Genomic DNA, 21,309 nt, shown 5'->3' with positions numbered 1-21,309 from the left:
GAAGCGACACGCGTCTGCCCCTGCTCTTCATCTTCTGATCCGTGGGTGCCACCAGAAACTATCAGGGGACGGGCGGGGTGGGCGCGCGGGGGTGTCCGCGGCATGGATGCCGCGGCCAAGCCCCCAAGGATGGGTTCACGGCGTCCCCCGTGGGCCCACCTCGCTCGTCCCAACTCATGATTGCTGCTGCGGCCACCCGCGAGGGGCTCCGCCGTTGGCCGTAAACCGCGCGACAGCGCCGCGAAGACCTCAGTCTTCGACGCGCAGTACCGCGCCTGGCTTCAACACGGCGCTGCCGCTCAAGCCGTTCAGCGACAACAGTGCCTTGACCGGCATGCCGTAGCGACGGGCGATGGTCCAGGCAGATTCGCCGTTGCGCACGGTGTGGCGACGGTTGCGCGGACGATCAGCAGCCGACGCGACCACCTTTGCCACCTGCGGGGCCGGCGCAGTGCTGGCGGTGCTGGCCAGGGCGGTGGCGACGGCCGTGCTGGCGATGTCGGCAACGTTCGCGTTGGACGCTGAGACCGGCGCCAGGACGCGCGCCGTGCCCGACGGGCGGTTGCCGGCGGCCAGCGCCGGGTTCAAGCGGGCGATCTTCGCCGGGTCCAGGGCGCGCTGTGCGGCCCACTGCTGGACGCTGGTGCCCGCCGGCAGGGTGTGGTCCTTCAGCACCGGTACGGTGCGGTCCAGCGAGGCCATCACGCCCGGCTGGTCTTCCACGTCTTCCAGCACGCAGGCCAGGGCATGCAGCTTCTCGACGTAGGCATGGGTGACCGGCGACAGCCCGGGCAGGCCGGCCGGCTTGGCGTTCTGCGCATTCATGCCAGCCTTGCGCATGGACTGCAGCACGCGGTACTCGCCGGCGTTGTAGGCCATGGTAGCCAGGCGCCAGTCACCACCGAACATGCCATGCAGGGTCTTCAGGTAGCGCACGGCGGCCTGGGTGGACTCCACTGCCGACAGCCGGCCGTCGTAGTTGTTGCTCATCGGCACGCGATGGTTGCGTGCAGTGGTGGCGATGAACTGCCACAGGCCGGTCGGGCCGCTGCCGTTGCGGGCATTGGGCCGGTAGCCGCTTTCGACGAAGGGAATCAGGGCGAATTCGGTCGGCAGGTTGGCTTTGCGCAGTTCTTCGACCACGTAACCGAACAGCACCAGCGCGTCGTCATCCTGGTTGGCCAGCCGCGAAGGGGCGTGGGCGAACTGCTTCTGCCAGCGCGGGCTGGTCGCCTCGGCGTCGCAGCTCGGTTCGGCCAGACCGTCGCGGAAGCTGGAGAAGATCTCCTGGCCGTTGCGTACCGATGCGGCCGGCAGTGTCGACGGATCCAGCGGCAGGGCCGAGGCGGCGGTCAGGTTCTGGCTGATGCCGGCGCCCAGCGATTGTGCGCCGGCAGTTCCGGCCAACCCCAGGACAAGACCCAGGGCCAGCGGCAGACTTCGGCGACTCATGCGCGGAAGCCGTCTTTCCAGTGCCGGAGACCGGCCATGACGTCGACGTCGTCCACGACCTCGCGCCCCAGGTGCGCCGACACGGCCGCGCGGATGGGCGCAGTGTGGGTACGCAGGAACGGATTACAGGCAATTTCATCGGCCAGGGATACTGGCAGGGTGGAACGGTCATCGCGGCGCATGGCCAAAGCCTCCTCTTGGCGCTGCAACAAGGCAGCGTTGGCGGGGTCGACATGCCGCGCGAAGACGGCATTTGACACGGTGTACTCGTGAGCGCAACACAGCAGCAGTTGCGCGGGCAGGGCACCCAGCTTGCGCATCGATGCCAGCAGCTGGGACGGCGTACCTTCGAACAGGCGTCCACAGCCCAGGCTGAACAACGAATCTCCGCTGAAAAGCTGTTCAGCGGTGTGAAACGCGATGTGGCTGCGGGTGTGCCCGGGGACGGATAGTACGTGGAACATCCGGCCCAGTGCCTGAACACGTTCACCTTCACCGACTCGTTCGGTGGCCATCGGGATGCGCTCTTCGACCGGTGCAACCACGCGCACGCCGGGGAAACGCGCCTGCAGCGCTGGTACCCCGCCGATGTGATCGTCGTGGTGATGGGTGAGCAGGATGGTGTCCACACGCACGCCTTGCGCGGCCAGCGCCAGTACCGGCGCAGCGTCGCCGGGATCGACGACCACGGCAGCACCGTCGTCGGCGATCAGCATCCAGATGTAATTGTCCGCAAATGCGGGCAGGGCAGTCAGTCGCATAGAATTGGACCATGCCCGCGCTGCAGAGCACCCGTCAAGCGAGCCAGGCCCCGTGGTTCGACAGCGAACCGGCGGAGTCCTTGCGCGTGCTTGAACGGCAACTGCTGCTGCCGCAGCTGTCGCTGCTGCCGACGCGGCCCTGGTTGTGGATCGCGCCGAGTGCTGCGTGGCTGGCCGATGCGCAGCTGGGCGGGCGAGGGCTGCGCCTGCATCGCCAGGGTACTGGATACGCCGGTGATACCCGCTGCGCACTGCCGTTGCCGCTGCCCAACGAGAGCGTCAACGCCATCGTGCTGCAGCACGTGACCGTCGGTGATGCTGACCATCTGCTGGACGAATGCGAGCGCGTGTTGATGCCCGGCGGCCATCTGTGGCTGACCAGCCTCAATCCGTTCAGCCCGTTCCGCACGCGCTGGCGCCAGCATGGGCTGGTGGTGCGCACGCCGCAGCGCATCCGCCAGCTGCTTGGGCGTCATGGGCTGGAATGCGAGGACATGCGTTACCTCGGGCCGATGTGGCAGGGGGCCGGCAGCCGCCGTCGCGGCGGCTGGGCGCCCTTGCGAGCGGCCTGTCTGTTCCACGCCGAAAAACGCACGCTGGCCCTACCTGGGCCGACCCCGTTGCCCGTGCGCTGGCACGGCACCGTTGCTACCTGATCTGGAGTTGTATTGAAAACCATCGAAATCCACACCGACGGTTCCTGCCTCGGCAATCCCGGCCCCGGTGGCTGGGCGGCGCTGCTGCGCTACAAGGGGCATGAGCGCGAACTGAGCGGTGGTGAAGCACATACCACCAACAATCGGATGGAGCTGATGGCGGCCATTTCCGGCCTGGAGTCGCTGACCGAACCCTGCGAGATCGTCCTCTACACCGATTCGCAGTACGTACGGCAAGGCCTGACCCAGTGGTTGCCGGGCTGGATCCGCAAGAACTGGAAGACCGCCGGCGGTGACCCGGTGAAGAACCGTGAATTGTGGGAACGCCTGCAGGCAGCCACGCTGCGGCACCAGATCGACTGGCGCTGGGTGAAAGGCCACTCCGGTGACCCGGACAATGAACGCGTGGATACGCTGGCCCGCAACGCCGCGATCCAGATCCGCGACTCCAGCCCGGTAAACTGAGCCCATGCGTCAGATCATCCTCGATACCGAAACCACCGGCCTGGAGTGGAGAAAGGGCAATCGCATCGTCGAAATCGGCTGCGTTGAGCTCTTCAAGCGCCGCCCGACCGGCAACAACTACCATCAGTACATCAAGCCGGACTGCGAATTCGAACAGGGCGCGCAGGAAGTCACCGGCCTGACCCTGGAGTTCCTGGACGACAAGCCGGACTTCGCGCAGATCGCCGAGGAATTCCTCGCCTTCATCGATGGCGCCGAGCTGATCATCCACAACGCGGCGTTCGACCTGGGCTTCCTCGACAACGAGCTGTCCCTGCTGGGGCCGCAGTACGGGAAGATCACCGACCGCTGCACGGTGATCGATACCCTGGCGATGGCACGCGAGCGCTTCCCGGGCCAGCGCAACTCACTGGACGCGCTGTGCAAGCGGCTGGGCGTGGACAACTCGCACCGCGCACTGCACGGCGGTCTGCTGGATGCGCAGATTCTGGGCGATGTCTACATCGCGCTGACCTCGGGCCAGGAGGAGATCGGTTTCGGACTGGGCGATGACGATACCGGTGGCGCTGCGGCGTTGCAGGCGTTCGATGCATCCAAGCTGCTGCCGCGCCCGCGCGTGGTGGCTACGCCATCGGAACAGGAGGCGCATGCGGCGCGCCTGGAGCGGCTGCGCAAGAAGGCCGGCCACGCATTGTGGGATGGCCCGAAGGTGGAAGAAGCCGCGAGCGCGTAAGCGGCCGCGGCAGCCACGCATGGCGTGGTGATTCGTTCGAAATGCAGCCACGCATGGCGTGGCTCTACTGTAGATCCACGCCATGCGTGGATGGCGCTGGTCAGTGGCAGCGCACCAGGATCACGGTGATGTTGTCCGAACCGCCACCGTCGAGGGCGGTGGCGACCAGGCTGTCCACGCATTCCTGGGCGCTGGCATCGTCGAAGGCGAGGGTGCGGGCGATGCCGCGATCATCCACCTCCTCGGTCAGGCCGTCGCTGCACAGCAGCAACTGCATGCCCGGCCGCAGTTCGCCGCTGGTGGTTGCCACGTTCAGGTGTGCCGGGTCGGTCACGCCCAGTGCCTGGGTGACGACGTTGCGGTGGGGATGGGCACGCGCCTGCTCGGCGGTCAGGTTGCCCTGCGCGACCAGTTCCTGCACCACGCTGTGGTCCTGGCTGAGCTGGGCAAGCTGGCCATCACGCCACAGATAGGCGCGGCTGTCGCCAACCCAGGCGACTTCGTAGCGATTGCCCTGCACCCGGGCAGCGACCACGGTGGTGCCCATCGGCAGGCTGTCGTTGCGCCGGCGCGAGGCGCGGATGATTTCTTCGTCGGCCGTGCGGATCGCCTGCGCCAACGGTGCGCCCCGGCGGATCTCGCGGACGATGGTCTCGCGCGCCAGCGCGCTGGCCACCTCGCCGCAGGCGTGCCCGCCCATGCCGTCGGCCACCAGCCACAGGGCCAGCTCGCCGTCACCGTAATAGGTGTCCTCGTTGAGCTCGCGGCGCAGGCCGGGGTGGGTGAGATGTCCGAATTCGATCATGGTGGCTGCTGGGGACGGGGTAATGCCGGGGAGAACGGCATCATCACGGCCAAGCGGACATCCGGCAAGCCATGCAGTCAGGAAAATTTCACTTCATTGGGCGCAATGACTTGTCGTCAGCCGCGCTTCCTCGTATGATGCGCGTCCCCGGTTCGCCGGGGAACATCTGGAGAGGTGGCAGAGCGGTTGAATGTACCTGACTCGAAATCAGGCAGGCGTTTATAGCGCCTCGGGGGTTCGAATCCCCCCCTCTCCGCCAGATTAAAAAAGAAGGGCTGCCGAAAGGCAGCCCTTCTTTTTTAATCTGGCGTGGGGATGCGACTGCGCTGCGCGCGTCGCCCCAAACGTTGCGGTGCAACGTTGGGGCCCCTCCCTTTGCCGGTCTTCTCCGGATGCTTGGGTAGATCCACGCCATGCGTGGATGCCGTTCGCACGCTGCGGGTTACCATGTGCCATTACTTGCTGGAGCGCCCCCATGACCGCTGAAATCCTCGTCCCCGTTTCATTCGGCGAACTGCTGGACAAGATCTCGATCCTGCAGATCAAATCCGAGCGGATCAGTGACGAAGGCAAGCTGGTCAATGTGCGCAAGGAGCTGTCCGCACTGGAGACCACCTGGATGGCGCACCCGGCGGCAGTGAAGGACATCGCCAAGCTGCGCGCTGAGTTGAAAGCGGTCAACGAGCAGTTGTGGGAAATCGAGGACGACATCCGCCTGAAGGACAAGGCGCAGGCCTTCGATCAGGGGTTCATCGACCTGGCGCGCAGCGTGTACCTGCGCAACGACGAACGCGCGCGGATCAAGAAGGCGATCAACCTGGCGCTGGGCTCGGCCTACGTGGAAGAGAAGTCCTATCAGGACTACACGCAGCGCGCGTAATCCCGCGCAGCCCGATGCAGCAGATCCACGCCACGCGTGGATGAAGCAACCGGGCTGCGGGAAGGTGCGGACCAGGGGGCCGCACCCATCAGACACCGCTCAGCTGCCCGGTCTGCCACTCAGCCCAGATGGTCGGCCACGTAACGCTCGAACGCGGCAATGCCGTCCTCGACGGTGATCAGTTCCATCACATCGTCGAACTCGATCTTGGTGCCCCACTTGAGGTCGGCCGCCTGCTTGCTCAGGTACTTGCGCGCTGCGTCGTCGTAGCGGTCCGCGCAGTAGCGGCGGTCCGAATACGGGCCGCTGCGGTTCGGGTTGCTGGCCGCATGCAGGCCCAGCACCTTGGTGCCCATCGCATTGGCGATGTGCATCGGGCCAGAGTCCGGGGTCATCACCAGGTTGGCGCGGGCCAGCAACGCCGGCAACTGCTTGAGCGTGTCCTTGCCGACCAGGTCCAGCGCCGGAACATCCAGCTGGGCCTGGATGGCGTCGGCCATGCTGCGCTCCAGTTCGCTGCGGCCGCCACACAGCACGATCCGCCAGCCACGCGTGACGGCATGGTTGGCGACCTCGGCATAACGGTCGGCGTACCAGTTGCGGCGCACGTGGCTGGAGCAGGGCGAGATCATCAGCACTGGCCGGCCATCGTCCTGCCACTGCGCAGCGGCCCAGTCATAGGCTGCCTGCGGTACGGCCAGGTCCCAGCTGACCTCGGTCTGGCGCAGGCCAAGCGGCTCGCAGAAGCTGCCGATGGCATCGAGCACATGGATGCCAGGGCGATCAGCAATGCGTTCGTTGATGAAGAGACCGTGCAGATCCTTGGAGCGGCTGCGGTCGTAACCGATGCGGCGCTCGGCGGGGATGAAGGCGGACAGCACGTTCGCGCGGAACGCCACCTGCATCTGCAGCAGCGCCTCGAAACGACCGGGCGGCAGCTGCTTGCGCAGTTCCTTTACCCCGGCCATGCCGGTTTTCTTGTCGTAGGCATGGAAGGTCACGCCCGGCAGGCCATCAAGCAGCTTCTGCCCGACCTTGTCGATGATCCAGTGGATCGGTGTGTCCGGGCGCGCGGCCTGCAGGGTGCGCACCAGCGGCACTACGTGGGTCACATCGCCAAGAGCGGACAGGCGCAGAAGACACAAGGAGGAGGACGCTGATGCCATGTGTTGTTAGACTCAAAGGAATGGTCGCATTCGACGCCAATGAAGCGCTGACGCCATGCCGCGAGGGTCGCGGCATCGGGGCCATTCTGTTCGACCGCGAGCGGCTGCGGCAAGCCGAGATCGGTCTGTTCTCGCCACAGCACTGGGCCGGCAAGGCCCGGCCGGTGGGCGAGGGCGGCCGCGGCAGCGCCTGGTTCGTGGATGCACCGTTCGGTCCCAGCGTGCTGCGGCACTACCTGCGCGGGGGGCTGGCGGCCCGGATCAGCCACGACCAGTACATCTGGCGGGGGGCGGACCGGACCCGCAGCTTTGCCGAATTCCGGCTGATGCGCGCACTGCGCGAGAAGAAACTGCCGGTGCCCAGGCCGATTGCCGCCTTCTACATGCGTGAGGGCCTGCGCTACCGCGCCGCGATCCTGATGGAACGGATCGAAGGGGTGCGCTCGCTGGCCGACCGTGCGCTGGTGGCCGGGCGCGGTGCGCCATGGGAGGAAACCGGGCGGATGATCGCGCGCTTCCATCGCGCCGGCCTGGACCACGCCGACCTCAACGCTCACAACATCCTGTTCGATGGCAATGGCCACGGCTGGCTGATCGACTTCGACCGGGGCGTGATCCGCATCCCCGCCACCGCCTGGCGCGAGCGTAATCTCAAGCGCCTGCTGCGCTCGTTGATCAAGCTGCGCGGCGAGCGCAGCGTGGAAGACGTGGAAAAAGACTATGCGCGCCTGCGTCGCGCCTATGACATGGCCTGGAACCGGGGCACCTGATGGACTGGTCGTTGCGTTTCCTCGGCGTCGGCAATGCGTCGGCGGTCGAGCTGGGTTCTCCGATGTCGGTGATCGAGCGCGACGGCCGGCCCTGGCTGACCATCGACTGCGGCGGTGAAGGCCTGACCGCCTTCAAGGCGCACTACGGACATATGCCGCAGGCGCTGTTCGTCACCCATGTGCACCTGGATCATGTGGCGGGTTTCGAGCGGCTGTTCGTGGATACCTTCTTCAGCGCGCAGCGACGCGGCAAGGTGCGCCTGTACGTGCCGGCCACCGTGGTGCCGTTGCTGCACAAGCGGATCGGCGACTACCCGAATGTGCTCGCCGAAGGCGGTGCCAACTTCTGGGATGCCTTCCAGCTGATCGTGGTGGGCGATGCGTTCTGGCACGAGGGCGTACGCCTGGAGGTGTTCCCGGTGCGCCACCATTGGCCGGAGACGGCCTATGGCCTGCGCCTGCAGGGCGCGCTGACCTGGAGCGGCGATACGCGGCCGATTCCGGAAATGCTGGCGCGCTTTGCCAACGACAATGAACTGATCGCCCACGACTGCGGGTTGCATGGCAATCCGTCGCACACCGGGGTGGATGACCTGGAGCGCGAGTACAGCGCTGAGCTGCAGGCACGGATGATGCTGTACCACTACGCCAGCGTGGCCGATGGCCAGGCCTTGGCGGCGCGTGGCCATCGGGTCGCACAGCCGGGGCAGTGCGTGCCGCTGGCCAGCCCAACCGCACCGCACGTACTGGCGCAGGATCCGCCGTGACGGCCGTTGGCCAGCCTGCCGATGCAGCGTTGGCCGCAGAACTGGAGCGCCTTGAACGCGCACTGCACACCCCGCAGGTGCGCGGTGACCGCGCGTGGCTGGCGGAACTGCTGGATGAGGACTTCAGTGAGATCGGCAGCTTCGGCCAGTGCTACGGTCGTGAGGCTGCGCTGGAAGAGATCCCGCTGGAGCGTGCGCAGGGGGTGATCGAGTCGGACCAGTACGCGGTGTGGATGCTGGCGGAGGGCCTGGCCCAGGTGCGCTACCGCAGCCGCTATCACATCGATGGCCAACCGCAACGCTGGGTGCTGCGCAGTTCGCTGTGGCGCCGGCATGCGCACGGGTGGCGTCTGGTGTTCCATCAGGGCACGCCGGAGGCGCGGTAGCGCCGGACCATGCCCGGCGAAGGGCGCCAACCAGGGTTGGCATCTACCAGGGCGGGCTCGCCCCAAAAAGGCGGTGGCCCCGCCGGCTGACCTCGGCGCCCGCGTCGATCGATACCGTTGCTGCCTTCCGGCCCTGGCGGAGTTTTCGACCTAGCGTCGCGAGGGGCCGACGGGGCCACCATAGAGACGTTGGCCGCCCGGAGGCGGCCGATTCACGGATCAGGGGAAGCAGCGCGTTGAGCGCCGGAGACCACAGCCGGACTGCGCATCAATTGACCGATGGCAGACGCGCATTCTAGCGCAGGCAGGGGCGCTGACGCCAGCTTCACGCGCTGAATCCGATGTAACCCGTTGGCCGCGGTATCGGCCCGTGACTGCCGCCGTTGCTAGAATCCGGCCGCAGGAGGAACGACCTCCCCCACATCGGGATTCAATGACCAGGACGGCCTGGCCCTACCAAAGGAGGGCTGTCATGGCCTGGATCTATCTGTTGTTTGCCGGTCTGCTGGAAATCGTCTGGGCCGTGTCGATGAAGCAGTCCGAAGGCTTCACCAAGCTCACCCCTACGGTGGTCACGATTGTTGGCATGATCGCCAGCTTCTGGCTGCTGGCCGTCGCCATGCGCAGCCTGCCGCTGGGCACCGCCTATACGATCTGGACCGGCATCGGTGCGGTCGGTGCCTTCGTGGTCGGCATCGTGTTCCTGGGCGAGCAGGTCAGCCCGATGCGGATTGGCGCGGCGGTATTGATCGTCGCCGGGCTGGTGTTGATGAAACTCTCCAGCAGCTAAGGCCGGAAATGGGGGCGACGGGAATAAGGATATTCCCGTTCTTCTGGAATAAGAGAATATGCATTTTCGGCAAAGTCGTGACGACTGCCCGGATTATTTGACGGCCATCATGAAAATAACGTGCCGGATTCACATGGTGCTGGCGGCGACGACCGCACAGTGCGGCCATTCGTCAAGCGGAACCGGGGAGTTTTCGCTCTGACGGACACGCAGGAGCACGCAGCTCCTGCAGCGCTTGGATGTGAAAGTGTGAATGTTTTCCAAGGTTGATACCGCAGGTCTTGCTCCCCGGGTGGAGCAGGGCGGGACGTCATCACCTCGAAAAAACCTGCCAGCTGTGCCACCGGTCATTTCATGGAGATTTACCGATGAACCGCATTTACCGTCTGGTTTTCAATCGCGCCCTCGGGGTAATGCAGGTTGCTTCGGAGGTCGCCCAGAATCCCGGCGGAAGTGCGGTCGCCGCGCAGCGGTTGCCGCGATTGAGAAAGCAACAGCTGGCCGTCGCATTGGCTGCCACGCTGGCCAGTGGCTCGGCATTTGCGGCATGCAATACCGTTGGTACCACGGTCACCTGCGCGACCGGCTCCAATACCAATTCGCTGGCCAGCAGCATCAATGGCGTGACGCTCGATATCCAGACGGGCGCTCAGCTCAGCGTGCCGCCGATCGTCGGCGGCAGTGCGGTTACCTTGAATGGCAACGGCATCACCGTGAACAACCAGGGCACGGTCGATCCCGCCATCAGCGGTGGCCTGAGCCTGGCGGCATCGGGCATGGTGCTGGGCAACGCCACGGTCGGTGGCAACGCCATCAACGTCAACAACCAGGCCGGTGGCTCGATCAACGGCGTGGTCAATGTCCTTTCCCTGCTGGGTTTCGGTGGGCAGGCGCTGGTGCTGCAGAATGCGTCCGGAGGTACCAACACCGTCGTCAACAACGGCACCGTGGGCATGTCGATCTTCGGCGCCGGCGCGTTCACGACCGCCGATGCTCCGGCCATCGTCAGCTACGGCGGCGCTCAGACGCACTTCACCAATACCGGAACGATCACCGGTCGCGTTGGTTTTGGCGGTTCTGCGTCGGCAACCAATGGCAATACCTTCCTCAACGCGGGCACGCTCAACGGCAGCGTGAACCTGGGCAATTCAACGGCTGGAAATACCTTCACCGCGGTGTCCGGCTCCAGCGTAAACAACGCCGGCATTGCGATTGCAGGTGTTCTCGGCAGCGTCAACGTCAATCTGGCGGCGGCCGGTGTGGTCGACGGTGGCTCGGCCAGCAACAACCGTCTCGTCCTGCAGAACAGTGCGAGTGGCCCGGGGGCGGGTACCGGCGGCGCGGTGACCTCGTTGGACTGGAACCGACACGTCAACTTCCAGAACCTGACCGTCAACAGCGGCACCTGGAATCTGCTGGGCGGATGGGGCGGAACCGGCGCCACGATCAACGATGGTCTGGTCAATTTCAACAATGCAGCTTCGTTCGGTACCGGCACCTTCAACGTCAATGGCGGCGCCATCGCGGCATCGACAGCCGGGCTCACGCTTGCAAATCCCTTCGCGCTCAATACGGGCAGGCTGACGCTGGGCGGCACCAACGCCTTTGGTTTGAGTGGCGTGCTTTCGGGGGCGGGCGGGCTGACCGTGACCAATGCCGGTGTGGTCAGCCTGGGCGGCGCGAATCTGTTCTCCGGCGGCGTAAACCTCAATGCCGGTGGCCTGCTGCTCGGCAACGCGGGCGCACTGGGCAGTGGCAACCTGACGGTAGGCGGTGCCGCATCGCTGGATACCAGCAGTGCCTTCAATCTCGCCAACAACATTGTCGTCAATGGCGGAGGCAGCCTGAATCTGCTGGGGAGCAATGCGCTCACCCTCAATGGATCGCTGTCCGGTGCGGGCAACTTCATCAAGAGCGGTGGGGGCACGCTCACCCTGGGCGGCGCCAATTCGCTGACCGGTGGCTTCTCGATCATCGGTGGTGCGCTGGCGCTCGGTGCGGGTGGCACGCTGTCGCCGACCGGTGCGTTGACGCTGGCCACCGGTACCACGCTGGACCTCACCGCGGCAGCCAGCCAGACCGTTGGGTCGCTGGCCGGGCTTGGCGGTACGGTCAACCTTGGTACGCGCACGTTGACGCTGGGAGGACTGGGCAATACCAGCTTCGCCGGCAACTTCATCGGTACCACGGGCGGCTTGATCAAGGTGGGTACCGGCATACAGACCCTGGCGGGCGGCAACGTGCTTACCGGCGGCGTGGCCCTCAACGGCGGCGGCCTGCTGCTGGGCAACAGCAACGCGCTGGGCACAGGTACGTTGAGCGTTGGCGCTGCAGTTACCCTGGACGGCACCACGGCGCTTGCGTTGGGTAACAACGTTTCACTTGGCACCGGAGGTTCGCTGGCGCTGCAGGGCGGGCAGCCGTTGGTATTCAATGGTGTGATTTCCGGCAACGGCAGCCTGGTCAAGAACGGCGCCGCACTGTTGACGTTGAATGGCGCAAACACATTCGGCGGCGGTGTCGTCGTCAATGGCGGCAGCCTGTTGCTGGGCAACAGCACAGCGCTGGGCACCGGTCTTCTGGACATCAACAGTGCGGCCACGCTGGACGCAAGTGCGGCGTTGAACGTGGGCAACAACATCAACCTTGCCGCCGGTGGCTCGCTGAACGTGCTGGGCGGCCAGCCGCTGACGCTGGGTGGCGTGCTGGGTGGCAACGGCAGCCTGATAAAAAGTGGCGCTTCGACGCTGACGCTGACCGGCGCCAATACCTTCACCGGCGGCTTGAACGTTGCAGCCGGTACCGTAGCGCTGGGCAGTGGCGGCAGCCTGGCCGCAACCGGCGCCGTCAGCCTGTCGGGGGTTGGCGCGGCGCTGGATCTCTCCCTTGGCGGCAACCAGACCATCGGTGCACTCTCCGGCGTGGCAGGTAGCAGCGTGGCCCTGGGCAGCAACACCCTCACCTTTGGTGATGCGACCAGCCAGACCTTCGCGGGTGTGATCAGTGGCGTCGGCGGAGGCCTGGTAAAGAACGGGGCTGGCGTACAGACATTGACGGGCGCAAATACCTTTACCGGCGGCGTTGCGCTCAATGCCGGCGGGCTGCTGCTGGGCAACAGCGGTGCGCTGGGAACCGGTGCGCTGAGCATCAACGGTGCCGCGACGCTGGATGGAACCACCGCGCTCAACCTGGGCAACGCCGTCAATCTTGGTGCTGCACTGACCCTGGGCGGCAGCAACAACATCACGCTGACCGGCGACATCTCCGGTGTCGGCAGCCTGACCAAGAATGGTGCTTCGCAGCTGACCTTGAATGGCACCAATGGCTTCAGCGGCGGTCTGAACCTCAATGCCGGCAGCGTGCTGCTGGGCAGCAGTGCAGCGGCCGGGACCGGCGCGTTGAGCATCGGTGGCAACGTGTCGCTGGACGGATCGAGCGCGCTGAATCTTGCCAACAACGTCGGGCTGGGTGCGGGCGCGGTGCTGACATTGCCGGGCAGCCAGGCCATCACCCTGGGAGGTGTGGTGTCCGGCAACGGCAGCCTGGTCAAGAACGGCGCGGCCCTGTTGACCCTCAATGGCGCCAACACGTTCAGCGGCGGCCTGAACCTCAATGCCGGTGGGCTGATGCTCGGCAATGCCGGCGCGCTGGGCAGCGGCGCGCTCAACGTCGGTGGCAACGTAACCCTGGACGGCAGCGTGCCGCTTGCGCTGGGCAATGCGGTCAACCTTGGCGCAGGCGGTGTGTTGAATCTGGGTGGCAGCAACGCGTTGACGCTGGGTGGCACCGTGGGCGGGACCGGCAGCCTGATCAAGAACGGTGCCGGCGCACTGACGCTCAACGGCGCCAACACCTTCAGCGGCGGCCTGGCGCTCAATGCCGGCAGCCTGACGCTGGGCAATGCAGGTGCGCTGGGCACCGGTGCGCTGAGCGTGGGCGGCAACGCATCGCTGGACGCCGGTATCGCGCTTGCACTCGGCAACAACATCGCGTTGGCATCGGGCGCAACGCTGGCGATACAGGGCAGCAACGCACTGACGCTGGGCGGGGCGCTGTCCGGCGCGGGTGCTCTGACCAAGAACGGAACCGCCACGCTTACTCTGAGTGGTGCCAATACCTATACCGGCGGCACCCTGGTGAACGCGGGCACGCTGGCGCTGGGGGCAGGCGGCAGTCTTGCCGCGGGCGGCAGCGTGACACTCGGCGGCCTTGGCGCAGGCCTGGATATCTCCGGTGCTGGTGGCAACCAGACCATCGGCGCGCTCGCGGGCGTGACCGGCAGCAGCCTTTCCCTGGGCGGAAATTCATTGACCTTCGGCAACGCCACCAATGCGGCATTCGACGGCGTGATCAGCGGAGGAGGTGGTCTGGTCAAGGTGGGCGCAGGTGTGCAGACCTTGTCCGGCGCCAACACCTTCGGCGGCGGCGTCAGTCTCAACGCCGGTGGCCTGGTGCTCGGCAATGACGCGGCGCTGGGCAGTGGTGCGCTGACCGTGGGCGGCGCGGCCACCCTCGACACCAGCCTGGCAGCGACGCTGGTCAACAACATCGCGCTCAACGCCGGCCTGACCGTGCTGGGCAGCAATGCGCTGACGCTCAACGGGGTGATCTCCGGCACCGGCGGCCTGACCAAGAACGGCGCTGCCACGCTCACCTTGAACGGCGTGAACACCTATATCGGTGGCACCAACGTCAATGCCGGCACGCTGGCACTGGGCGCAGGTGCCAGCCTGGCTGCCAGCGGCGTGGTCAATCTGGCCTCCGGCGCTACCCTGGATCTCTCTGCGGGCAGTGGCACCCAGACGTTCGGTACCCTGACCGGCAATGGCACGGTCAACCTGGGCGCGAACTCGATCACCGTCGGCGGACCGACCAACGGCGTCTTCAGCGGTTCCATCGCCGGAACCGGTGGCCTGATCAAGGAGGGCACCGGCACTGAAACACTGACCGGCATCAATACCTACACCGGTGGCACGCTGATCAATGCGGGCACGCTGGCGATCGGTGCCGGTGGCAGCCTGGCGGCAACAGGCGCGGTTACGCTCTCCGCGCCGGGCACCGGCTTCGACATCTCGGCCGCGGGCAACCAGGCGATCGGCGCGCTCAACGGCGTCGCCGGCAGCACCGTGGCGCTGGGTGGCAACACGCTGACCTTCGGTGGCACTGACAACGGTACCTTCGATGGCGTGATCGGTGGTGCCGGTGGGCTGATCAAGAACGGCACGGGCATCCAGGCGCTGGGCGGTGCCAACCTCTTCAGTGGCGGGGTTGCACTCAACGGTGGCGGCCTGGTGGTCGGCAACAATGCCGCGCTGGGTACCGGCGCACTGACCGTGGGCGCCAATGCGTCGCTGGACAGCAGCATCGCTGCGAACCTTGGCAACGACATCGGCCTGCTGGCGGGCGCTACGCTCAACCTGCTCGGCAGCAATGCGCTGACCCTCGGCGGGGCGATCTCCGGCGACGGCGGCCTGATCAAGAATGGTGCGGCAACGGTCACGCTGACCGGCAGCAACTCCTTCACCGGCGGCACCGTCATCAACAGCGGAACGCTGGAGATCGGCGCAGGCGGAAGCCTGTCACCGAGCGGTGCGGTGAACCTGGCAGGTGCCGGCACGTTCGATATTTCTGCCGGTGGCAACCAGAGCATCGGTTCGCTGGCGGGCGTGGCTGGCAGCACGGTATCGCTGGGCGGCAACAGCCTGACCCTGGGAGGCACCACTGATACGACCTTCAACGGCGCGCTGACCGGCAGTGGTGGACTGGTCAAGAATGGCAGCGGCGTACAGACCCTCAACGGTGCCAGCACGTTCGGTGGCGGCGTCACCCTCAATGCCGGTGGCCTGGTGGTGGGCAACAACACTGCGCTGGGCACGGGCGTGCTGACGGTGGGTGGCACTTCCACGCTCGATTCCAGCAGTGCGGTGACCTTGGCCAACAACATGGTGCTCAACGCTGGCTTGACCGTACTGGGGAGCAACGATCTCACGCTCAATGGCAACCTGTCAGGGACTGGCAGCCTGACCAAGGACGGCGCGGCCACCCTCACTTTGAACGGCACCAACACCTATACCGGCGGGACCAACATCAACGCGGGCACGCTCGCCCTCGGTGCCGGCGCCAGCCTCAACGCAGGCGGCATCGTCAATCTGGCCACGGGTGCCACCTTCGATCTTTCGGCGGGCAGTGGTACGCAGGTATTCGGTACGCTGATCGGCAACGGTACGGTCAACCTCGGCGCGAACACGCTGACCATCGGCGATGCCAGCAACGGTGTGTTCAGTGGCTCGATCGGCGGCACCGGTGGCCTGATCAAGGCCGGCACGGGCACCGAGACACTGACCGGCGTCAACACGTTCACTGGTGGCACCACCATCAACGCCGGAACGCTGGCGATCGGTGCCGGTGGCAGCCTGTCCGCGACCGGGGCGGTGAACCTGGCCAATGCCGGTACCGCGTTTGATATCTCCAGCGGTGGCAATCAGGCCATCGGTACATTGTCCGGCGTTGCCGGCAGTACGATCAGCCTTGGTGGCAATACGTTGACCACCAACGCGGCGGGCAACAGCACGTTTGCCGGCGACATCGGCGGCACCGGTGGCCTGGTCAAGAACGGTGCGGGCGTACTCGGCCTGACCGGCAACAACACCTTCGGTGGCGGAGTCGCCCTCAATGCCGGTGGTCTGTCGCTGGGCAGCAGCGGTGCTTTGGGTACCGGCGCATTGACCGTGGGTGGCGATGCCACGCTGGACGGCAGTGTGCCGTTGACCCTTGGCAACAACGTGCAACTGGCAAGCGGCACCTTGACCCTGCTCGGTGGCACGCCACTGACGCTGGATGGCGATATCGCTGGCAATGGCAGCCTGCTCAAGGATGGCGCAGCGACGGTGACCCTGGGCGGTGCCAGCAGCTACACCGGTACCACGACGATCAACAGCGGCACCCTGGCGGTCGCTGCCGGCGGCAGCCTGTCCTCGGCCAGCACGGTGAATCTGGCTGGCGCCGGAACGCTGGACATCAGTGCAGCCGGCAACCAGAGCATTGGTGGCCTGGCCGGTGTTGCAAGCGGCAACGTGGTGCTGGGCGGCTCCACCCTGACCACCGGCGGCGGCAATGCCAGCACCACCTTCGGCGGCACCATCGGTGGAAGTGGTGGACTGGTGCAGACCGGTACCGGCACGTTGACCCTGACCGGCAACAATACCTACACCGGTGGCACCACCATCAACGGCGGCAGCACGTTGCAGATCGGCAATGGCGGCGCGACCGGGGCGATCGTTGGCGACGTGACCAACAACGGCGCCCTGGTGGTCAACCTGTCGGGCAACGCGACGCTCGGTGGCACCGTCAGCGGCAGCGGCGGACTGACCCAGGCGGGCAGCGGCACGCTGACCCTGACCGGCAACAATACCTATACCGGCGGTACCACCATCAACACCGGCGGCACGCTGCAGGTCGGCAATGGCGGGGCCAGCGGTGCGATCGCCGGCAACGTCAGCAACAACGGCAACCTGGTGTTCAACGTGGGTGGCAACAGCACGCTCGGTGGCGTGGTCAGTGGCAGCGGCGGACTGACCCAGGCCGGCACCGGCACGCTGACCTTGACCGGCAACAACACCTATACCGGCGGTACCACCATCAACACGGGCGGCACGCTGCAGGTCGGTAATGGCGGGGCCAGCGGTGCGATCGCCGGCAACGTCAGCAACAACGGCAGCCTGGTGTTCAACGTGGGCGGCAACACCGCGCTTGGCGGCGTGATCAGTGGCAGCGGCGGGTTGACCCAGGCGGGCAGCGGCACGCTGACCCTGACCGGCAACAACACCTATACCGGCGGCACCACGATCAACGCTGGCGGCACCGTGCAGATTGGCAACGGCGGCGCCGGCGGCGCGATCGCCGGCAACATCACCAACAATGGTGGCCTGGTGGTCAACACCGGCGGCACCACGACACTGGGTGGCAGCATCAGTGGCACAGGCAGCATCGTGCAGGCCGGCCCGGGTCCACTCAACCTGGGGGGCAGTAGTGGCGGGTTCACCGGTACCGGTCAGGTCACCGGTGGTGGCCTGAATGTCACCGGCACCATCGGTGGCCAATGGAACATCGGCAGCGGCACCACGTTGTCGGGTACCGGCACCATCGGCAGCGGCGCTGGCGGCGTCACCGTGGGCAGTGGCGGCGTGCTGTCGCCGGGCAACGGCCAAGGCAATGGCAGCAGTGGCGGCAACGGTACGGGCACGATCACCGTGGGGGGCAATCTCACCCTGGCGCCGGGCAGCACGCTGTCGGTCGACCTGGGTGCTACCGGCAGTGACGTGGTGCAGGTGGGCGGCAGCGCGAGCATCGGTGGTGCATCGGTGGTGGTCAATGCCATCGACCCGAATACCAGCTACCAGCAGGGCCAGCAGTACACGATCATCAACGCAGGCGGTGGCGTCAGCGGGCAGTTCGTTCCGCCCACCACCACCTCGGCCTTCCTGTCACTGACCCCGATCTACACGCCGAATGCCGCGCAACTGAAGATCGATGTGAAGCAGACAGCGGCCTTCGTTACGGCAGCACAGACCCGCAACCAGCTGGGCCTGGCATCGGCGCTCGACAGCCTGCCGCAGACAGGCGCGGCGCTGGGGCTGTACAACACGCTGTTGGCCTACGATGCCGCCACCGCGCGCAATGCGTTCAACCAGCTCTCCGGTGAAGTGCATGCGGCCAGCCGTGCGGTGCTGCTGTACGACAACTACCTTGAAGAGGGCATCCGCCAGCGCCTGGGCAGCGAGCTGCCAACCGTGCGTGGCGAACGCGCTTCGGCGTGGCTGGCAGGTAGCGGCAAGGTGTTCAAGCAGGACGGTGATGGCAATGGCGATGAGATCCGTGCCAACCGCAATGCGCTGATGGCCGGCGTGGATTGGAAGCTCGGCGAGCACGTGGTACTGGGTGCGGCTGCGGGCAGCGAGCGCCTGGACACGCGGCTGTACGATCGCCATTCGCGTGCACGCCTGCGTGGCAACACCTATGGACTGTATGCGCAGGGCGAGTGGAACAACGGGTTCGCGGTCGGCGGCAGCGTGTCGCGCGGCGATTACCGCACGCGCACCACGCGTGAGGTGCCGCTGCTGGCCCAGACCCTGCACAGCCGCCAGGATGCGGATGTCACCATCGCCCAGATCGAAGGCAGCTGGACCTGGACCCATGGCAGGACCCAACTGCAACCGTACGTACAGTTCACCAAGCACTGGGTGGACAGCGATAGCGCGGTGGAGCAGGGCGGCAGTGCGGCGCTGGTACTGGAGGGCGGCAAGGACACGCTCAATGTCAGCACCGTCGGCGTTCGCGGCCGCTGGGATGTGGGCAGCGGCGAGCGCTATCCCGCACAGCTGACGGTCGGCCTGGGCTGGCAGCATGCGTCCGGTGACACCGACGTCGCCAGCCGGCAGCGTTTCGCCGTCGGTGGCAATGCGTTCGATGCCTACAGTGCCGTGATGGCGCGCAATGCGCTGGTCAGCCAGGTCGGCGTAGCGGTCGGCCTGGGACGCAGCAGCCAGTTGTCGCTGTTCGTGCAGGGCCAGCATGGTGATGGCCGCAACGATATCGGTGGCCAGTTGAACCTGCGCGTGGGTTTCTGAGGGGAGTAGGGCCGCAATGAATCCACGCCTCGCGTGGATCCGGGGCAGGGCGGAGGGTTACACCCTCCGCTCCATCTCCACGGCGTCGATCCCCGCGCCGTGGCCATCGGCTATCACCCGTGTCACCTGGAAACCCAGGCGGGCGTAGAACCCTTGGGTGTGTTGGCTGGTGCTGAGCGTGATGCGTTCTATCGATGGATCAGCGGCAGCCTGGTGCAGGCGTGCCAGCGCCAGTTCGCGGCCGATGCCGTGCTGGTGCAGCGCGCGCTCGACCATCCCCCAGCAGAAACCGGCACATCCGTCGTCACGGCGCGATAGGCCGCCGCACGCTACAACACTGCCTTCGTGCTCGATTACCTGGAAGGCGCACTCCTTGGCCTGCTCGCGCAGGAAACGCTCGAAATCGCCGCGCTCTTCGGGGGCGAAGTAGGTGGGCACGTTGCTGTCAAAGATCGACAGGCAAGCGGCGATGTCGGTGCAGCGGTAGGGGCGGGGTGTCATGCATGCACGTCATGGTGGTGGCGGGCACATTGTGCGCATGGTCCGCACCATTGATGTCCGAACATGGCGAGCCCGGAATCCGGTTCGGGCGCAGACTGCCGGTTCCGGTCATCAGGAGGTTCCATGTCAAACGCTCATGCCCGTTTTGTACAACTCCACCAAGGTGCCGATCTTTACGTGCTGCCCAACGTATGGGATGCCGGTGGCGCCCGGCTGGTCCAGCAGCAGGGGGCTCTCGCGGTGGGAACATCCAGTGCTGCCATGGCGTGGTCCTGCGGTCATGCCGATGGCGGTGCGCTGCCCGATATCGCGTTGCTGCAGCGGGTTTCCGAAATTGTTGGTGTGACCTCGCTGCCGGTCACGGTCGATATCGAGGATGGCTACAGCGATGCCCCGGATGAGGTCGCGGCGCGGGTGCAGCGCCTGGTGGAGGCCGGTGTGGTCGGGATCAACATCGAGGACGGCGCTGGCAGTCCTGCGGCCCTGGTGGACAAGATCACCGCCATCCGCTCGGCGCTGGGTGGACGATCGCTGTTCATCAATGCGCGCACCGATGTGTATCTGCGCAGCCTGGTCGAAGGGGATGAGGCGGTCAGGATGAGCATCGATCGCCTGCAGGCCTACGCGCGTGCCGGTGCCGACGGCGGCTTCGTGCCGGGGCTGCGCGCGCTGGACGAGGTTGCGGCCGTTGCCAGTGCCGTATCGCTGCCTCTCAATCTGATGTGGCTGCCGGGGATGGCGTCGTTTGCTGCGCTGTCGCAGGCCGGCGTGAGGCGGTTGAGCGCAGGGCCCGCGTTGTTCATGCACGCGTGGACGGCGATGGCTGCGGCGACCACGGATTTTCTGGGTGGCGCGATGGCGATGCCGGAGGGCGCGCCGGGCCATGCGGCCCTGAATCAGCTGTTCAGCGAAAGGTGAGGGCGCTGGGGACGGGGCAGCGGGTGGCGGCGCATGGGTGGGTAGACGACTCACCGGGCCGAGGCATCCACGCATGGCGTGGATCTACTGATGCAACTGGAGGAACAAGCCCCTCTGTTGAGGGGCTGCCCCGACAGGGGCGGGGAGAGGCAGGCAAAGGGAGGGGCCCAAAGGTTGCGCAGCAACGTTTGGGGCGACGTGCGGAACGCGCGTCGCGTCCCGCGCCAGATAACTGAAAAAGGCCGCCCTTTCGGGCAGCCTTTTTCAGTTATCTGGCGGAGAGAGGGGGATTGTCGGGTGCATCCCTGCACCCGATCCCGATGCGCGCTGCGCACCGGGACCCGCCTGCGGCGGTCCGGTTCTGCTCCTGCAGAACCGTCGAACCCCGGCGGGGCTTCTCTCGCCCGATGCTCTCCGCCAGCCAAATAAAAAAGCCGCCCACTGGGCGGCTTCTTCATTTATCTGGCGGAGAGAGGGGGATTCGAACCCCCGAAGCGCGGTTTAGACGCTTACACACTTTCCAGGCGTGCTCCTTCAACCACTCGGACACCTCTCCGGATCCCTGCCATCGGCAAACGCCTCAGCAGGGGCGCAAATTCTAGCGGGCGCCGCGACAGGACACAAGCACTGGTT

At 66.1% G+C, this 21,309-nt stretch carries 15 protein-coding genes, 2 tRNA genes and 1 other RNA gene; 11 read left to right on the top strand and 7 right to left on the bottom strand.

The annotated features are described in order from the left end of the window. Window positions 1–249: 249 nt before the first annotated feature. A complete protein-coding gene (locus HUT07_RS15100; protein ID WP_176021613.1) occupies window positions 250–1,452 on the bottom strand; it encodes a lytic transglycosylase domain-containing protein in 1,203 nt (400 codons plus the stop codon). Next, complete coding sequence (gloB, locus tag HUT07_RS15095) at window positions 1,449–2,213, bottom strand: hydroxyacylglutathione hydrolase (protein WP_132825805.1); 765 nt, start codon at window positions 2,211–2,213, stop codon at window positions 1,449–1,451. Before gloB ends, HUT07_RS15100 begins: the two co-directional genes overlap by 4 nt. An 11-nt stretch (window positions 2,214–2,224) precedes the next feature. On the opposite strand from gloB, the gene HUT07_RS15090 reads away from it, so the two are divergent. The 3 genes from HUT07_RS15090 to dnaQ are packed head-to-tail and all read left to right on the top strand — an operon-like array spanning window position 2,225 to window position 4,067. After that, a complete protein-coding gene (locus tag HUT07_RS15090) occupies window positions 2,225–2,869 on the top strand; it encodes a methyltransferase domain-containing protein (protein WP_176021612.1) in 645 nt (214 codons plus the stop codon). 12 nt (window positions 2,870–2,881) lie between these two features. Beyond that, window positions 2,882–3,334 carry a ribonuclease HI gene (gene rnhA / locus HUT07_RS15085; protein WP_176021611.1) on the top strand — a complete coding sequence of 151 codons (453 nt, stop codon included), beginning with the start codon at window positions 2,882–2,884 and terminating at the stop codon, window positions 3,332–3,334. 4 nt (window positions 3,335–3,338) lie between these two features. After that, a complete protein-coding gene (gene dnaQ, locus HUT07_RS15080) occupies window positions 3,339–4,067 on the top strand; it encodes a DNA polymerase III subunit epsilon (protein WP_176021610.1) in 729 nt (242 codons plus the stop codon). Between the two features lie 100 nt (window positions 4,068–4,167). Here dnaQ and HUT07_RS15075 read toward each other — a convergent pair whose 3' ends face one another. Beyond that, window positions 4,168–4,872 (bottom strand): protein phosphatase 2C domain-containing protein, encoded by a 705-nt coding sequence (locus tag HUT07_RS15075; RefSeq protein ID WP_099819184.1) that lies wholly within the window; start codon window positions 4,870–4,872, stop codon window positions 4,168–4,170. A gap of 168 nt (window positions 4,873–5,040) precedes the next feature. Here HUT07_RS15075 and HUT07_RS15070 point away from each other — a divergent pair. Next, a tRNA-Ser gene (locus tag HUT07_RS15070) sits at window positions 5,041–5,131 on the top strand. A 216-nt stretch (window positions 5,132–5,347) separates the two neighbouring features. Then, a complete protein-coding gene (locus HUT07_RS15065; protein ID WP_176021609.1) occupies window positions 5,348–5,752 on the top strand; it encodes a DUF6165 family protein in 405 nt (134 codons plus the stop codon). A gap of 119 nt (window positions 5,753–5,871) precedes the next feature. On the opposite strand, the gene HUT07_RS15060 is transcribed toward HUT07_RS15065, so the two are convergent. Next, entirely contained in the window at window positions 5,872–6,918 is a 1,047-nt protein-coding gene (locus HUT07_RS15060; RefSeq protein ID WP_176021608.1) for a glycosyltransferase family 9 protein, read from the bottom strand. A 20-nt stretch (window positions 6,919–6,938) separates the two neighbouring features. Between HUT07_RS15060 and HUT07_RS15055 the strand changes: the two genes are divergently transcribed. From HUT07_RS15055 to HUT07_RS15045, 3 genes are read left to right on the top strand one after another with little or no spacing between them, the layout of a single operon-like run. Next, window positions 6,939–7,688: a 3-deoxy-D-manno-octulosonic acid kinase gene (locus tag HUT07_RS15055; RefSeq protein ID WP_176021607.1), complete on the top strand. Its 750-nt coding sequence runs from the start codon at window positions 6,939–6,941 to the stop codon at window positions 7,686–7,688. Further along, window positions 7,688–8,455 (top strand): MBL fold metallo-hydrolase, encoded by a 768-nt coding sequence (locus HUT07_RS15050; protein ID WP_176021606.1) that lies wholly within the window; start codon window positions 7,688–7,690, stop codon window positions 8,453–8,455. The genes HUT07_RS15055 and HUT07_RS15050 overlap by 1 nt, the downstream gene beginning before the upstream one ends. Continuing rightward, window positions 8,452–8,841 (top strand): nuclear transport factor 2 family protein, encoded by a 390-nt coding sequence (locus tag HUT07_RS15045; protein ID WP_176021605.1) that lies wholly within the window; start codon window positions 8,452–8,454, stop codon window positions 8,839–8,841. The genes HUT07_RS15050 and HUT07_RS15045 overlap by 4 nt, the downstream gene beginning before the upstream one ends. A gap of 76 nt (window positions 8,842–8,917) precedes the next feature. Here HUT07_RS15045 and ffs read toward each other — a convergent pair. Next, window positions 8,918–9,014: signal recognition particle sRNA small type (ffs, locus tag HUT07_RS15040), an RNA gene on the bottom strand. A 299-nt stretch (window positions 9,015–9,313) separates the two neighbouring features. On the opposite strand from ffs, the gene sugE reads away from it, so the two are divergent. Further along, window positions 9,314–9,631 (top strand): quaternary ammonium compound efflux SMR transporter SugE, encoded by a 318-nt coding sequence (gene sugE, locus HUT07_RS15035; protein WP_176021604.1) that lies wholly within the window; start codon window positions 9,314–9,316, stop codon window positions 9,629–9,631. A gap of 368 nt (window positions 9,632–9,999) precedes the next feature. Beyond that, complete coding sequence (locus tag HUT07_RS15030) at window positions 10,000–19,257, top strand: autotransporter-associated beta strand repeat-containing protein (RefSeq protein WP_176021603.1); 9,258 nt, start codon at window positions 10,000–10,002, stop codon at window positions 19,255–19,257. A 57-nt stretch (window positions 19,258–19,314) separates the two neighbouring features. Here the strand turns inward: HUT07_RS15030 and HUT07_RS15025 are convergent, their stop codons facing one another. Beyond that, window positions 19,315–19,758, bottom strand: coding sequence for a GNAT family N-acetyltransferase (locus tag HUT07_RS15025; protein WP_176021602.1), 444 nt, complete (start codon window positions 19,756–19,758; stop codon window positions 19,315–19,317). Between the two features lie 63 nt (window positions 19,759–19,821). Here HUT07_RS15025 and HUT07_RS15020 point away from each other — a divergent pair, with 63 nt between their 5' ends. Next, complete coding sequence (locus HUT07_RS15020) at window positions 19,822–20,676, top strand: isocitrate lyase/phosphoenolpyruvate mutase family protein (protein ID WP_176021601.1); 855 nt, start codon at window positions 19,822–19,824, stop codon at window positions 20,674–20,676. Window positions 20,677–21,139: 463 nt separating this feature from the next. On the opposite strand, the gene HUT07_RS15015 is transcribed toward HUT07_RS15020, so the two are convergent. Further along, a tRNA-Ser gene (locus HUT07_RS15015) sits at window positions 21,140–21,232 on the bottom strand. Window positions 21,233–21,309 lie beyond the last annotated feature (77 nt).

The sequence above is a fragment of the Stenotrophomonas sp. NA06056 genome (assembly GCF_013364355.1).
Classification (GTDB): Bacteria; Pseudomonadota; Gammaproteobacteria; order Xanthomonadales; family Xanthomonadaceae; genus Stenotrophomonas.
Note: the sequence above shows the minus strand (reverse complement) of the source record. Positions and strands in the feature narration are given on the sequence as shown.